This is a genomic window from Ruegeria sp. 6PALISEP08, from assembly GCF_001238295.1.
GTDB lineage: Bacteria > Pseudomonadota > Alphaproteobacteria > Rhodobacterales > Rhodobacteraceae > Ruegeria.
Genome location: NZ_LGXZ01000001.1, coordinates 198,236 through 212,208, shown reverse-complemented (window position 1 = coordinate 212,208; position 13,973 = coordinate 198,236). Strand labels below are relative to the sequence as shown.

The following is a 13,973-nucleotide window of genomic DNA, read 5'->3' as shown; positions in this document are numbered from 1 at the left end:
CCGTCCCTAATGCGCGCCTTCGTAGGCTTCTTCACCCTCACCAAGGCTGTCCTTGTCGAGGTATTTTCCAGTGCTTTCAGGCCCTTCCACATATTCCAGATACGACCGGTACAGGAAAGCAATGGCGTGCAGGAACACCATGGCCGCAAAGGCCACCAGAAGGATCTTGAACAGGAAGTAGGCGTTAAAGCCATTGGGGCTGAACCCGATGGTTTCCACGTTCCAGCGCAACGCGCGGGACTTGGTCACCAGTCGATCCAGCGAGTCACTGGCCGACGGTTTTGGCACGATCAGGTGCCGCCACATGAAGTACCAGCCATACATCCAGGTCAGAACCGCCATGGGCATCATGAACAGTACCGCGCCAAGCATGTCGATCACGCGTTTGGCGCGATGGCTGACACCGGCATAGATAAGGTCAACGCGCACATGGCCGCCCTGCACGAATGTGTAAGTGCAGCACAGACAAACGACCATGGCGTTGTAAAGCTTCAGTTCCTCGGAATACCAACTGATGTCTTTGCTGAGCGGAATACCAAACCCGAACGCCATGTCGGCTCGTGTGAAGATACGCTGCATGAAAACGATGATGATCTGCTGGATCACCATCAACAGCCCCGCCCAGGCAAAGAAGCGCCCGGTCGTGTTGGCGAAGCCCTCAAGGCCCCGCACGATGGCCCACATGAAGTTCCGGTAATAGACCCCGATGGCGGTCAGAACCAGAAAGAAGGTGAACACCACAAAGAAGAACTCGACCGAACCGCCGTAATAGACAAAGCGCATGATCGACGCCTTGTCGGACCAGTCCAACCAGAGCTGCGGATGCGTGATGGCGTATCCGAAATTATAGAAGGCTTCGGCAATGTTCTGAATGAACCAAACCAGTCCATTCCACAGGGCGCCGAAGAACGAGATACCGTTTTCGTCCTGCATTTTGTCCCCAGGTCGTCTCAGTTGCACGTGGGATTAGTGTTGCTTGCCCATACCCCTTAGCGCAACGGGAAAGGTTCCCCCGCCGCGCGGGGGAACCGGTTTTCCTTGGATCAGAAAGGCTTAGCCGCGAACACGGTCACGCTGAGTGGTGTAAGCGCCCGACGATTTGTTCAGCCACGCCGACGACGCAGCCATAGAGGACATAGCGCTGTCGTGGATTTTCTTGAACAGCTCATCGCTCATGTTTTCGTCCAGAACTTCCTGGCTGGCTTGGCCGAAGGCATCCCAGACGCTGTCCGGGAATTCCAGAACCTTGACGCCACCCGACTGCAGACGCTGCAGAGCGGCACCGTTGTTGGCAAGGAATTGCGCCAGGTTCCACTGATGCGCTTCGGCAGCTGCGATCTCGATGATCTTCTGCTGTGCCGGCGACAGCTCGTCAAACACGTCGCGGTTGGTCGCCAGGGACAGACCCGCTGCCGGTTCGTGGAAACCTGCTGTGTAGAACGTCTTGGTGATTTCCTGGAAGCCCATCTTCTCGTCCGCCCACGGACCAATCCATTCGGTCCCGTCGATCGCGCCGGACGACAGCGCCTGATACACTTCCGAACCTGGAATGTTCTGAACCGATGCGCCCAGTTTACCCAACGCCTGACCACCGAGACCCGGCATACGGAACTTCAGACCCTGGAAGTCTTCGGGGCCGTTGATTTCCTTCGAGAACCAGCCGCCCGCCTGTGCACCAGTGTTACCGGCCAGGAAGGACTTCAGGCCAAAGATTTCGCCCAGTTCATCATGCAGTTCCATACCGCCGTCATGGTAGTACCAGTTCACCTGCTCCTGCGCAGTCATACCGAAAGGTACAGCGGTGAAGAACGCATAGCCCGGGTGCTGACCCACAAAGTAATAGTCAGCCGCGTGATACATGTCGGCCTGACCCGACGAAACCGCGTCAAATACTTCGAACGCGCCAACCAGTTCGCCGGCGGCTTTGATATCGACATTCAGGCTGCCATCCGACATGGCATTGATGCTGTCGGCACAACGCTGTGCGCTGTCGAACACGCCCGCAGCTCCGCGACCCCATGAGGTCACCATGGTCAGGGTACGCTGGCCCTGCGCATAAGCCGGTGCCGCCAGAGCGGTTGCTGCCGCTGCCGAGCCGCCCAACGCGGATTTTTTCAGAAATGAACGACGATCCATATGAGTATTCCTCCCCTTCATAGTCACAATCCGGCACAGCCGGACCTGTCGCATTCAGTGCGGGCCAGCGTAATGACAGAGATGTGAAAGGAAATACCTACTACTACGTAGAGAAGCGCATTCTTTTACGGATAGCCGCAGAAAATTGGGCAATATCCTGTCGAACGCCACTGCTATCAGGGTATTTTCCTGATCCGGGCCATTCCTTTTGCATTTTCGCCGCTGCTTGCGTATCGATTCGATTATGCAAAGACTCCGTCATCTGGTCTCGCTGACCTATGCACAGAAACTGTCGCTGGTGGCCGCAATCCCGCTTGTCTTCACCGTGGCTGCAATCGCTGTGGTGGTGGCTTACGAGGCGCGCGAAACCGCCGAAAGCGAAATCGAGGCTTTGGAACGCAGCTTGATCGAGGCCAAGAAGGAAGAATTGCGAAACTACGTCACGCAGGCGCGTAACGGGTTTGCGTATATCTACGGCCGGGCTGAGCCAAATGATGAAGTGGCCAAAAACCTCGTCACCCAGATTCTTTCGGCGATGATCTATGGTCAGGATGGGTTCTTCTTTGTCTACGACTATGACGGCACCAACTTGGTCAGCCCACGCCAGACGCAGTTCATCAACCAGAATTGGGAGGGTCTGACCGACAGCGAAGGCACGCCCATCGTTGACGAATTTATCCGCCTCGCCCGTCAGGGGGCGGGTTGGCACAGTTTCATGTGGCAAAAACCTTCGACAGGGGAAGAGGCGCAGATGATTGCCTATGTCGTCGGGCTGCAAGACTGGCGCTGGGTCGTGGGCACTGGTGTCTTCATCGACGATATTGTCGCAACGGTTGCTAACGCGCGGGCTGAGGTCGAAGCCCGTGTGCGACGAACCTTCATGTATATCGGCGCTATCGTTGTCGCCGCTGTACTCATTGTTTTTGCCTCGGGCATGTTGCTGAATATTCGCGAACGCAGGCTGGCCGATGCCAAGCTGAAGGAACTGACCCAGCGGGTGTTTGATGCGCAGGAAGAAGAGCGCGGCCGGGTTGCACGCGAATTGCATGACGGGATCAGCCAGATCCTGGTCGGGGTACGCTATGCGTTGGACAATGCGCGCCGCCGCGTGTCGCGCGGCGATGGTGCAGGCGCGCGCGATCCGCTGGACAAAGGCATCGATCACCTTGGCACCGCCATTACCGAGGTTCGCCGCATCAGCCGCGACTTGCGCCCCGGCGTTCTGGACGATCTGGGTCTTGGTCCCGCCCTGAAGGCTCTGACCGACGATTTCCGCGACCGCACCGGGATCGAGACAGAATTCTCGACCGTGGTGTTCCGCAACAGGTTGGATCAGGACAGCAAGATCGCCCTTTACCGAATTGCACAAGAAGCCCTGACCAATATCGAACGCCATTCAGGGGCCACGCATGTTATCATAGACCTGCGCGGGCATAAGAAAGGTGCGACCATGCGGATCACCGACAATGGCCGTGGGTTGCGCACCGAGTCCGGCACCACCACCACGGGCATCGGTCTGCGCAATATGCAGGAACGTATCGAACAGCTTGACGGGTCCCTACGGATTCTGTCAACACGCGGACCGCGTGGCGGTACGGTTATCGAGGCCAGCCTGCCACTGAGCCACCTTCTTCCGCCGCAGGAAGATGCAACTCCGAACCGAAAGGCCGGCACATGAGCGCCGACAGAACCCGAGTTCTTATCGTTGACGACCACCCGATGGTGGCCGAGGGCATTCAGTCGATCCTTGAAAGTTATGACGACATTAACGTGGTCGGAACCCTCGGCAGTGGTCAGGCTGCAGTGGACCAGGCCGTCAATCTGGCCCCCGACGTGATCCTGATGGATCTGAACATGCCCGGCCTTGGCGGTCTCAGCGCAACGGAGATTATTCTGGAACGCCTTCCCGCAACATGCATTCTGATCCTGTCGATGCATGACAGTCCGGAATATATTTCTACGGCTCTCAGCCACGGCGCAAAAGGCTATGTTCTCAAGGATGTGCCTACGGACGAGATTAAACAGGCCATCGACGCCGTCATGCGGGGTGAGCAATATCTGTGCACTGGTGCCAGCGGATCGCTTAAACCCAAAGGGGATAGCGCGCGCGAGGCACTCACCGGGCGCGAACAGACGATCCTGCTTGAACTTGCACAGGGCAAGTCCAACAAAGAGGTCGCTCAGGCACTTGAGATTTCGGTGCGTACGGTCGAAACCCACCGCAAGAATATCAAGCGCAAACTGGGCATTTCCTCGACAGCCGGTCTGACGCGCTATGCGCTGGAACACGGCGTTCTGCAAGGCACCGGCGTCGGCTTCTGATCTGCGCGCACACGCAGCGCGTGGCGCTGCCTGGCCCAACCAGGGGAGACGCGCCACAGGCGTGGCGACAATGGGCGGGAGTGTTCACGCCCGGGGTCTGATACCCTGACCAAAGAACACAAGTGTTCCGTCTTCATCCAGAACGTGAAACTCACGCTGCAAATAAGGTTGGTCAAACGGGGGCCTTACGCGCCCCTCGGGCAAATCGGCCAGCCCGGCCCGCAGGCTTTCAAAAAGGCCGTCTATATCGTCTACATCAATGTAAAACGACTGGTCATCGCCCAACGCCCTTCCATCCTCTCGCGGCGGGCATTCCAACAAGCGTATGGCCACCGGCCCAAGCGACAAAAACGCGTAATTGTCCTGTCTGAATCCACAGGTGAATCCCAAGCGGTTACAGTAGAAATCGATCTGGTTCTGCAAGGATGAACACAGCACGAAAGGGGTGAGTTGCAAGATCTCAGGCATCTGAAGCTCCGAACTGGAAACAGCTTCAGATTACCCGCGATGGTCTCTTAGTCCAGCAATTGGTCATTGCGCAGACCTGCACGTTCATGATGGTGCGGCAGCACCCGCCCATACAGTTGCTGCGTTCGCTCGACTCCGCCACACATGCCCTCGGCCTCGACAAACGAGAATATCCCGACATAGCGCCGGCGCTGCCCTGTTACCGGCGCGACCCGATGGAGTGAATACCGCCCCTTGAAGATCTGCAAATCTCCGGGTTGAAGCTTCAACTGGTGAACGCGTGTCATGTTCCCGTCCAAGACAGAGGCGACCTGAGCAAAATTCTCATCCTCTGCGGTGCGAAGATTGGGAACGTATTCGAACGCGCCACCTTCCTCACCATTCTGAATAGCCAGTGTCACCGTGTAGTTGTTGGTGTCGAAATGCCAGGGAAAGCCCTGCCCTTCTTCCACCACGTTGACGATCACATCTGCCAGCGGATCATCGTAACGGTAAAAACGGTCCGCAGGCTCATCCAGAGCATCCCGAATAAAAGGCAGAAAATCCTCGAACTCGTAAATCCGCCGCAAGGGGCCGGACTTGGGGAAACTGTCCGCTGGCACAAAAGCGTTCGAGCGCTCATAGAACCGGCGGATCGGATGACCGATGCCAAACCTCGTGTCGTCCTTGGTAAAATACGCGTTTGTGCGGCTGAACGAGCGGTGTGCCTTGGACGCGACTGCGTTCGCCTCTTCAACCAAAAGATCAATGCCTTTTTCATGCACGAACCCCGGCAGAACCGCGCATCCATCTTGTTCCAACTCCTGCCTCAGTTCCTCGATCAATCGGTCATAAGCTGGCGAGCCTGGGCAATCGATCGGGTAACGTCCAAGATCTAACAAATCTTGCAGCATTTTCCGCCTCCCTCGTGTGTTCCCTCAGGGTCAGCGTGGCGCAGTCACTTGCGTGGATCATGCCAGTTTCAGACATCGCCTTGACGCTTTCAGACCCCCAAACGCAACCTCAAAACCAGAAAATCGAACCGCGTTTTCCCAGAAGTTCCCAACATGCGGCAATCTGCGCAATAAAATGTCGCAAAATACCGCCGCCAAGACAGGAAATTTGCGATTTTGCCTGTTGACGACCCTTCCCCTCGATCATAATGTCCCTGCACGCAAAGAAGGAGCCTCTGGCGATGAAAACGCTAGTCGTAATCGTAGGAAAAACGCGCATGGGCCGGTAACGGAAAACCATAATCGAACCCATGCGCCTCCGAAAATCTCGGGGGCTTTTTTTTGGCAGAACGCAAGACACATGTCGCGAACGGAGCAAAGCAGATGACACGTGAGATGACCGGCGCAAAGATGGTGGTTCAGGCCCTCAAGGATCAGGGCGTGGACACGGTATTCGGATACCCCGGTGGCGCCGTCCTACCGATCTATGATGAGATCTTTCTGCAGAATGACATTCGCCACATTCTGGTGCGTCACGAACAGGGCGCGATCCATGCTGCCGAGGGCTATGCCCGTTCGACCGGAAAACCCGGCGTAGCACTTGTTACATCAGGCCCCGGGGCAACCAACGCCGTCACCGGCCTGACCGATGCGCTGCTGGACTCGATCCCGCTGGTTGTTCTGACGGGTCAGGTTCCGACCTTCATGATCGGTTCGGACGCGTTTCAGGAAGCTGACACAGTTGGCATCACCCGACCCTGCACCAAGCATAACTGGCTGGTGAAAGACACGGATTCGCTGGCCGAAACCATGCACGAAGCCTTCCACGTCGCCACCTCGGGCCGGCCCGGCCCGGTGCTGATCGATATCCCCAAGGACGTACAGTTCGCCAATGGCGAGTATACCTCGCCAAAGCCGTCGACGTCGCATTATCAGCCCGTGGTCAAAGGCGATCTGGAAGTGATCACCGAACTGGTCGCCGCGATGGAAACCGCCAAGAAGCCGGTATTCTACACCGGCGGCGGCGTCATCAATTCGGGCCCTGCGGCCAGCCAGTTACTGCGTGAACTGGTGGATGGCACCGGCTTTCCGATCACCTCAACCCTAATGGGCCTGGGCGCCTATCCGGCATCGGGTGAGAACTGGCTGGGGATGCTGGGGATGCATGGTCTGTATGAGGCCAACCTGGCGATGCATGACTGCGACTTGATGATCAATATCGGCGCACGGTTTGATGACCGGATCACCGGTCGCATCGATGCATTCTCGCCGAATTCGAAGAAAGCGCATATCGACATTGATCCCTCGTCCATCAACAAGGTGATCCGCGTGGACATCCCGATTGTTGGTGACGTGGCCCATGTGCTGGAAGACATCCTGAAGGTCTGGAAAGCGCGCGGGCGAAAAACCGATGCGGCGGCCATCAAGCAATGGCAGGCGCAGATTGGGGAATGGCGCAAGATCAACTGTCTGGCCTTCACCAACAGTGAAAAGTCCATCAAACCGCAATACGCCCTGCAACGTCTTGAAGAACTGACGAAAAAGCACGACCGTTACATCACCACCGAGGTCGGTCAGCACCAGATGTGGGCCGCGCAATATCTTGGCTTCGAAGACCCCAACCGCTGGATGACTTCGGGCGGTCTGGGTACTATGGGCTATGGCTTCCCGGCCTCTATCGGTGTGCAGATGGCACATCCGGACGCGCTGGTCATCAACGTGGCCGGTGAGGCGTCGTGGCTGATGAACATGCAGGAAATGGGCACCGCCATTCAGTACCGCCTGCCTGTCAAACAGTTCATCCTGAACAACGAACGCCTGGGCATGGTGCGTCAGTGGCAGGAATTGCTGCATGGCGAGCGGTATTCGCATTCCTGGTCCGAAGCCCTGCCCGATTTCGTCAAGCTGGCTGAGGCCTTTGGTGCCAAGGGCATCCTGTGCAACGACCCCGCCGATCTGGACGATGCGATCATGGAGATGATCAACTATGACGGTCCGGTGATCTTCGATTGTCTGGTTGAAAAGCACGAGAACTGCTTCCCCATGATCCCGTCAGGCAAGGCGCATAACGAGATGCTGCTGGGTGAAGCGGAAACGCAGGGCGTGATTCAGGCTGGCGGCGCCGTGCTGGTTTGACCGTTCTCGTGGCGGCGTTTGTCGAAGCGATCTGTAGATCGATTTTTGGCCCCGCTGACGTTGCCGCGCGCAGTCCGAAAGGAAACAAACATGCGTGACCGAAACACGTCTATACCCTCAAGTGCCTCGAGCGCAGAGGAGAACTTGGCTGTTTTTAACGGTCAACGTGGTTGGCAAGTCGGCACGCTGGCACCCGCATTTGTGCTGGCTTTGTTTGTGTTCTTTCTAGGGTCCGCTTGGTACCAGCTGTCGCTTGAGGGGAAACAGGCGTTGAACTTTGATTTCAAAGTTTTCTGGTCCGCCGGGCGGCTTGCTTACCTGGGCGAGCCCCTGGCCGCATTTGATGTCGAACGATTGATCGATGTCCACCAGGCGTACAAGGAAGGCGAGTGGGGTCCCTGGTTGTACCCACCAGCTTTTCTGCTGGCCATGCAACCGCTGGGCGCTCTGACTTTTTCCCAAGCCTGGGCGGTTTTCTCTGCCATCTCCATTCTGGCGCTGGTTCTGGCCGTCCGCCCCTTTTCCGGTGGCATCCTACCGGTATGGTTTGCCTTTGCCCTGCCGCCAGCTCTTCTTCCAAGTCTGTATTTGGGGCAAACAGCTGCGCTTTGGACAGCCGGGCTCTTGGCGGCGCTGGCTGCGCTTCGCGATCATCGCTATGTTCTTGCTGGCATTTTCATTGGCTTGCTAACGCTTAAACCGCAGTTGGGATTGCTGATCCCCGTTGCTTTGATTGCTTGCGGAGCCTGGAGAACAATTGCTTCAGCCGTCATCACGACCATTGCGATATCCGTCTTTGCAACACTGGTTTTCGGCGCCGAATATTGGTTGGAATTGCGGGAAATGATGTCCGTACATGCCGACAAAATCAGGGACGGTATCGGTTCGAACCCTTATATGGTGAGCCCATACTCTTTATTGGCAAGCCTTGGTTTCGGCGAGTTATTCGCATTGATCCTGCAGTGGCTGATAACTGCTCTGGCTGCAATCGCCGTCTTCTTGGCATGGCGCAGCATTAAAGTTGGCTTTGATCTGCGGGTTGCCGTACTCATTCTGGGTATCTTGTTGTCGACACCATATCTTTGGCACTACGAAGCGGCTTTGCTTGCAATGGCGGCCCTGTTTTTGCTGAGGGCCGGCGTCCTGACACAGCGACCGTGGGGTATCCTTCTGGCGGCAGCTATGTGGATCGGCGTCACGCCTGCCTTCCTGTTTGATGCCTTTCGAGACAGCACGGTTTTTTCTCTTCGCCTGTTGTTCTTCCCCATTCTGATACTCGCTTGCCTAGTCTGCCTTCGTGCTTTGATTTCAGAGTTGCGAAGACCATCCGAACTCTCTGCTCATGATGAGGTTTTCCCATGACACCGCTAAATATCGTAAAGGGCTCAACCCGCCATTCGGCCTATAATCTAAGGCCTACCTTTTCGGACGTTCAGGAACGGCACACTATTGCCGTTCTGGTCGAGAACGAACCGGGCGTTCTGGCTCGTGTGATCGGCTTGTTCTCTGGCCGCGGCTACAACATCGAAAGCCTGACCGTGGCCGAGGTTGACCACACCGGACACCTGAGCCGCATTACCATCGTCACCACCGGGACACCGCAGGTGATCGAACAGATCAAAGCTCAGCTGGGCCGGATCGTGACCGTGCATGACGTGCATGACCTGACCGTCGAAGGCCCCTCGGTCGAGCGGGAGCTGGCTATCATCAAGGTTGTGGGAGAAGGCGACAAACGGGTCGAGGCGTTGCGGCTGGCAGACATCTTCCGCGCCAACGTCGTCGACAGCACATTGAACTCGTTCATCTTCGAGATCACCGGCGCGCCCGACAAGATCGATGCCTTTGCCGACCTCATGCGCCCGCTGGGTCTGGTCGAGGTGGCACGGACCGGTGTAGCGGCCCTTCTGCGCGGCGATTAAATACGTTTCCCGCCTTGGAGCTTTTCCTTTATCCAAGGCGGGAACATCCTTGAAGTTGATAGCACCACGCATTCAACTCATACGATCTCTATGCGCTAATTTTACCATAGGGTCAGTTTTTCCAGATAAAGATCACGCAAAATGGGATAAACCCTATTGCGTTTGCGCTTTTGGGTATTAACCTTAGTGCCGCAACGCGACGTGGGGATACGTTGCTTGGGGTCATTCTGTACGATTTATCGACGCGCATCCAGCTTCGGCCGTGGTGCTCGGATGGTTTCATCTGGAAAAACAACTAACCATGGGCGCCCATGACCGAAGACACCCGCAGTCCTGAAGAACTTCGCGATATGTTCAGCGCGAACCTTCGTCATTTGGCGCGGCAGCATCGCTCGGTCTCGGCCCTGTGTCGTCAGCTTGGCGTGAACCGGACGCAGTTCAATCGGTATCTTTCCGGCGAAAGCGTTCCCCGGCCAGATGTTCTGGATCGGATTTGTCGTTTTTTCGATGTGGACGCCCGCATCCTTCTGAAACCACTGGATGAGATCGAAAAACTAGAAGACCACCCCGCCACCTCCACGCTGACTAAGTTTTTGGGGTCCGGGTCTGACGCGATTGAAAAATCCGCTTTTTTACCAGGGTTTTATGCGGTGATCGAAAGCACTTCGGACGAGCATCGCATGACGTTATTGCACGCCCGACCATTGCCCCAATGCACCTTGATACGTGGATATTTGTCCCGCGCGGCGATGCCCGAAGCAACGCCGCAAGCCCGTGAGATACAAGGGATTGCAGCCGGTAGCGGCGACACCGTTTATATGCTGACCTCCCAGCGGGCCGGTCACAACAGCCGGGTCTATCTGATCTCACCGGACCCGACTGGTACAGCGGTTCAATGGCGTGGGTCGGTCATCAATACAGCCGAGGCGTCCTCTCCGGAACCTGTTGTTCTCAAGTACCTCGGGCACGATTCCGCTGCCATATTTGCCGCTGCGCGCCTGTCCACGAACAATCTTGCACAGCAGGTCTAACCTGTCGCAGTTGCGGATGTCTGCGGATTATCGCCCTGCGTGATCTGCCGGTAGAGATGCCAACTTGCGTGGCCCAACAAAGGCAAAACCACGAACAGCCCCAGAAACCAGGGCACCATCGCCACGAATGTCAAAATCGCGATAAGCGCCCCCCACCCAAGCATCACGAACAGGTTTTCCTTTACATAGGAAAAGCTTGTGATCATGGCGGTGACAAAATCCAATTCGCGATCCAACAGCAATGGGATCGAGAGAACAGTGATCATGTAAAGGACGGTTGCAAAAACCGCCCCAACCGCCGTGCCTACGGCCAGCATGGTCAGACCGTTCAGCGTCAGGAACACTTCGGTCGACGTCGAAATATTTGTCATCGTGGCCAGCCCCAGGAACAGGGCAAAGATCATGTGCCCCAAAAAGAACCAGAACAGGAACATCACAACGATGATTGCGCAGATTGAGGGTAACTGCCTGCGGCTTTGCTGCAGCACCACCCCAAAGATCGCACCAATATCCAAGGGCTTACCCTGCTCAATCCGGTGCGAGACCTCGTAAAGCCCGACCGCTGCGAAGGGTCCGATCAAAGGAAACCCAATGGCCGCCAGCACCAGCCAGAAGGTTGTTCCGGTCTGCACAGTCACCCACGCCATGGCCCAACCGGCCAGCACGTAAAAGCCCGCAAAGATCAGCCCGAAAAGCGGTGCGCGGCGGAAATCAGCCCACGCGCGCTGCAATGCAGTACGCAGCATGGCTGTATCGACCGGTCGCATTTCCGGCACACCAAAAGGCTTATCCATGTAGTCTCCTCCTCCCTGTCCGACGTTATGACATCGCCGGTCTCTTGTTTGGCCAATTGGTTTCGGCGTGATAGGCCGCCCCAACCGACAGTAGTTTCTGATCCGTGCCCCGTGGCCCAAACAGCTGGAAACCCATCGGCAGACCGTTTGAACCGAACCCCGCAGGTGCTGCCAGACAGGGCAAACCGATCAGACTGACCGGAACTGTGACGTGCATCCATCGGTGATAAGTATCCATGGCCCGGCCCGCGATACTGGTCGGGTACGGCGTCTCGACCCCGAAGGGCCAGACCTGTGTGGACGGCAGGACCAATGCGTCAAACTGTTTGAACAGGTCCACTGCGCGCCGGAACCAGTCCGATCGAATTAAACTGGCGTGCTGCACCTCCATCGCACGCATCGCCAAACCGCGATCCAGCTCCCACTGCGCCGTGTCTTTCAGATGGTCCTTTTGTGAGGCCAAAGGCTCCAGCCCTGCCGCAACGCTGAAGGATCGCAACGTGATCCAACTGGTCCAAAGCTGTTCAGCATCGAAGGGCGGATCCACGTCCTGCACATCAGCACCAAGCCCTTCAAACACGTTCAAAGCATCTTTGCACAGGTCGAGAATGCCTGGCTCGGTCGGGAACGCCCCGCCCCAATCCCCAAGCCAACCGATCCGCAGCCCCTTCATATCCGCCGCAGCCACCGGAGACACCGGAGCACTTTCAGAGACCAAAGGCAGGCGCGGGTCTGGCCCCGAGATTACGTCGAGCAAGATGCCCAGATCCTCGGGGTTGCGCGCCATGGGACCAAGTGTGGACAGTTGATGCAGAAAGTTATCGCCAACAGGGTCAGATGGCACCCTGCCCCAGCTTGGGCGAAAGCCATAGACGTTGTTCCAGGCCGCCGGATTGCGCAAGCTGCCCATCATGTCGGATCCGTCTGCCAGCGCTACCATACCCGTGGCCAAGGCAACCGCCGCGCCACCGGACGAGCCTCCGCAGGTATGATCCGCGTCATAGGGGTTGCGCGTCGCGCCATAAACCGGGTTGAACGTGTGAGAGCCCAATCCAAATTCCGGCGAGTTGGTCTTACCGATCAGAATGGCCCCCGCGTTCCGCATCCGGGCGGCAATCAGATCGTCACTGTCCGGCACGACGCCCTTGAACAAAGGCGATCCGTGAGACGAGACCACACCTGCTACATTGACCAAATCCTTGACCGCAATAGGTAGACCGTGCAGCGGGCCGGTGACTGGGCCGCTGTCGCGCTTCTGTGCCTCGGCCATCAACGCGCTCTGTTCCCGTAGCGCTACAATAGCGTTCACTTCGCCATTCACTTTGGCGATGCGATCCAGGGTGGCGCGCATCACATCCGTGGCTGAAACCTGACGGGTTGCCAGCTGTTTCAAAAGCTCTTTGGCCGATATCCGGGTCAGGTCCATAAAACGCCATTCTGTTGTTGGTCTTCAACAACCTAGCGAGCGGTTCAGCTCATTTAAACCCACTGTCTAAATGTATCTTTTCCTGACTGCACCACTGGACAGCTTCACCTTGTTGCCTGACCAAAATGCAGGTTGCTGTCGGGTCCAAGGCAGTAGCGCAGGCACAAGTAGATCGCGATGCCACTCAACACCAACCATACCCCGCCCCACATCATCGTGGTTCCGCCGAACTCCTCGGCCAACATGAACGCGTCTGACCGCATCCCAGAGCGCCGGATCGTATCGTCAAAGATATCGAACGGCACGTAGATCACGCTGGTCAGCCCGATCACACGCAGCACAAGGTCGCTGACCTCGCGGCGCAGATACCAGGCCGTGGCGATCATCGCCGCCCCGGTTCCTACGCAGAAAACAAGTGCAAACAGATCACGGATGTACAACACGGCCACCAGACACATGACGCCGCCGAAAACCGCCAGAACGGCGCGGTCGGCCTTTGTCTGCAAAGCAAGGATCAGCAGAACCATACCCAGCACAAGCGATCCAAGATATCCGGCGGACAGGCTGAGAAACCGGTTGCCGCCCCTGCCGATCACCATTCCACCCTGCTGTGGTGAGATCGAAAAGCTCTCGACAGATCCACCGGTCAAAAGAATCGTCACGGCGTGGGACAGCTCATGCAGGAAGACGGTCAAAATCTTCAGTGGAATCACAACCGATGTGTTCCAAAGAAGAAAGACCGAACCAGTGATCAGAATAAGCTGCCAGTGCCCTTTCAGCAGGTTCAGGAAAGCGCTCTGGCCTTGCAC

General features: G+C 56.9%; 13 protein-coding genes. 6 read left to right on the top strand and 7 right to left on the bottom strand.

Annotated features, from left to right (window positions below):
- Nucleotides 1–6: 6 nt before the first annotated feature.
- A complete protein-coding gene (locus ALB80_RS01065; RefSeq protein WP_050602171.1) occupies nt 7–933 on the bottom strand; it encodes a TRAP transporter small permease subunit in 927 nt (308 codons plus the stop codon).
- Nucleotides 934–1,053: 120 nt separating this feature from the next.
- The gene (locus ALB80_RS01060; protein WP_050602170.1) at nt 1,054–2,136 is read right to left on the bottom strand and encodes a TRAP transporter substrate-binding protein; all 1,083 of its coding nucleotides are present in this window, start codon (nt 2,134–2,136) and stop codon (nt 1,054–1,056) included.
- A gap of 244 nt (nt 2,137–2,380) precedes the next feature.
- Between ALB80_RS01060 and ALB80_RS01055 the strand changes: the two genes are divergently transcribed.
- Together ALB80_RS01055 and ALB80_RS01050 are read left to right on the top strand one after the other, a co-directional pair.
- Nucleotides 2,381–3,814 (top strand): cache domain-containing protein, encoded by a 1,434-nt coding sequence (locus ALB80_RS01055; protein ID WP_050602550.1) that lies wholly within the window; start codon nt 2,381–2,383, stop codon nt 3,812–3,814.
- Nucleotides 3,811–4,458 (top strand): response regulator transcription factor, encoded by a 648-nt coding sequence (locus ALB80_RS01050; protein ID WP_050602169.1) that lies wholly within the window; start codon nt 3,811–3,813, stop codon nt 4,456–4,458. Before ALB80_RS01055 ends, ALB80_RS01050 begins: the two co-directional genes overlap by 4 nt.
- 84 nt (nt 4,459–4,542) lie before the next feature.
- On the opposite strand, the gene ALB80_RS01045 is transcribed toward ALB80_RS01050, so the two are convergent.
- Both ALB80_RS01045 and ALB80_RS01040 read right to left on the bottom strand, forming a co-directional pair.
- On the bottom strand, nt 4,543–4,926 hold the full coding sequence (locus tag ALB80_RS01045; RefSeq protein WP_050602168.1) for a VOC family protein: 384 nt from the start codon (nt 4,924–4,926) through the stop codon (nt 4,543–4,545).
- 47 nt (nt 4,927–4,973) lie between these two features.
- A complete protein-coding gene (locus ALB80_RS01040; protein ID WP_050602167.1) occupies nt 4,974–5,819 on the bottom strand; it encodes a 2OG-Fe(II) oxygenase in 846 nt (281 codons plus the stop codon).
- 423 nt (nt 5,820–6,242) lie between these two features.
- Between ALB80_RS01040 and ALB80_RS01035 the strand changes: the two genes are divergently transcribed.
- From ALB80_RS01035 to ALB80_RS01020, 4 genes are all read left to right on the top strand, one after another.
- Nucleotides 6,243–7,994, top strand: a complete 1,752-nt coding sequence (locus tag ALB80_RS01035) for an acetolactate synthase 3 large subunit (RefSeq protein ID WP_050602166.1) — start codon at nt 6,243–6,245, stop codon at nt 7,992–7,994.
- Nucleotides 7,995–8,138: 144 nt separating this feature from the next.
- Entirely contained in the window at nt 8,139–9,356 is a 1,218-nt protein-coding gene (locus ALB80_RS01030; protein ID WP_050602165.1) for a glycosyltransferase family 87 protein, read from the top strand.
- The gene (gene ilvN / locus ALB80_RS01025; protein ID WP_050602164.1) at nt 9,353–9,913 is read left to right on the top strand and encodes an acetolactate synthase small subunit; all 561 of its coding nucleotides are present in this window, start codon (nt 9,353–9,355) and stop codon (nt 9,911–9,913) included. Before ALB80_RS01030 ends, ilvN begins: the two co-directional genes overlap by 4 nt.
- Before the next feature lie 311 nt (nt 9,914–10,224).
- Nucleotides 10,225–10,944 (top strand): helix-turn-helix domain-containing protein, encoded by a 720-nt coding sequence (locus ALB80_RS01020; protein WP_050602163.1) that lies wholly within the window; start codon nt 10,225–10,227, stop codon nt 10,942–10,944.
- On the opposite strand, the gene ALB80_RS01015 is transcribed toward ALB80_RS01020, so the two are convergent.
- The 3 genes from ALB80_RS01015 to ALB80_RS01005 form a co-directional block, all read right to left on the bottom strand.
- The gene (locus ALB80_RS01015; RefSeq protein ID WP_050602162.1) at nt 10,941–11,738 is read right to left on the bottom strand and encodes a DUF2189 domain-containing protein; all 798 of its coding nucleotides are present in this window, start codon (nt 11,736–11,738) and stop codon (nt 10,941–10,943) included. The genes ALB80_RS01020 and ALB80_RS01015 overlap by 4 nt on opposite strands.
- A gap of 25 nt (nt 11,739–11,763) precedes the next feature.
- On the bottom strand, nt 11,764–13,164 hold the full coding sequence (locus ALB80_RS01010; protein ID WP_050602161.1) for an amidase: 1,401 nt from the start codon (nt 13,162–13,164) through the stop codon (nt 11,764–11,766).
- 104 nt (nt 13,165–13,268) lie between these two features.
- Nucleotides 13,269–13,973 carry a M50 family metallopeptidase gene (locus tag ALB80_RS01005; protein ID WP_050602160.1) on the bottom strand — a complete coding sequence of 235 codons (705 nt, stop codon included), beginning with the start codon at nt 13,971–13,973 and terminating at the stop codon, nt 13,269–13,271.

Coding starts and splice junctions, on each gene's coding strand:
- ALB80_RS01065 (WP_050602171.1), bottom strand. CDS start 933: ATGCAGGACGAAAACGGTATCTCGTTCTTCGGCGCCCTGTGGAATGGA.
- ALB80_RS01060 (WP_050602170.1), bottom strand. CDS start 2,136: ATGGATCGTCGTTCATTTCTGAAAAAATCCGCGTTGGGCGGCTCGGCA.
- ALB80_RS01055 (WP_050602550.1), top strand. CDS start 2,381: ATGCAAAGACTCCGTCATCTGGTCTCGCTGACCTATGCACAGAAACTG.
- ALB80_RS01050 (WP_050602169.1), top strand. CDS start 3,811: ATGAGCGCCGACAGAACCCGAGTTCTTATCGTTGACGACCACCCGATG.
- ALB80_RS01045 (WP_050602168.1), bottom strand. CDS start 4,926: ATGCCTGAGATCTTGCAACTCACCCCTTTCGTGCTGTGTTCATCCTTG.
- ALB80_RS01040 (WP_050602167.1), bottom strand. CDS start 5,819: ATGCTGCAAGATTTGTTAGATCTTGGACGTTACCCGATCGATTGCCCA.
- ALB80_RS01035 (WP_050602166.1), top strand. CDS start 6,243: ATGACACGTGAGATGACCGGCGCAAAGATGGTGGTTCAGGCCCTCAAG.
- ilvN (WP_050602164.1), top strand. CDS start 9,353: ATGACACCGCTAAATATCGTAAAGGGCTCAACCCGCCATTCGGCCTAT.
- ALB80_RS01020 (WP_050602163.1), top strand. CDS start 10,225: ATGACCGAAGACACCCGCAGTCCTGAAGAACTTCGCGATATGTTCAGC.
- ALB80_RS01015 (WP_050602162.1), bottom strand. CDS start 11,738: ATGGATAAGCCTTTTGGTGTGCCGGAAATGCGACCGGTCGATACAGCC.
- ALB80_RS01010 (WP_050602161.1), bottom strand. CDS start 13,164: ATGGACCTGACCCGGATATCGGCCAAAGAGCTTTTGAAACAGCTGGCA.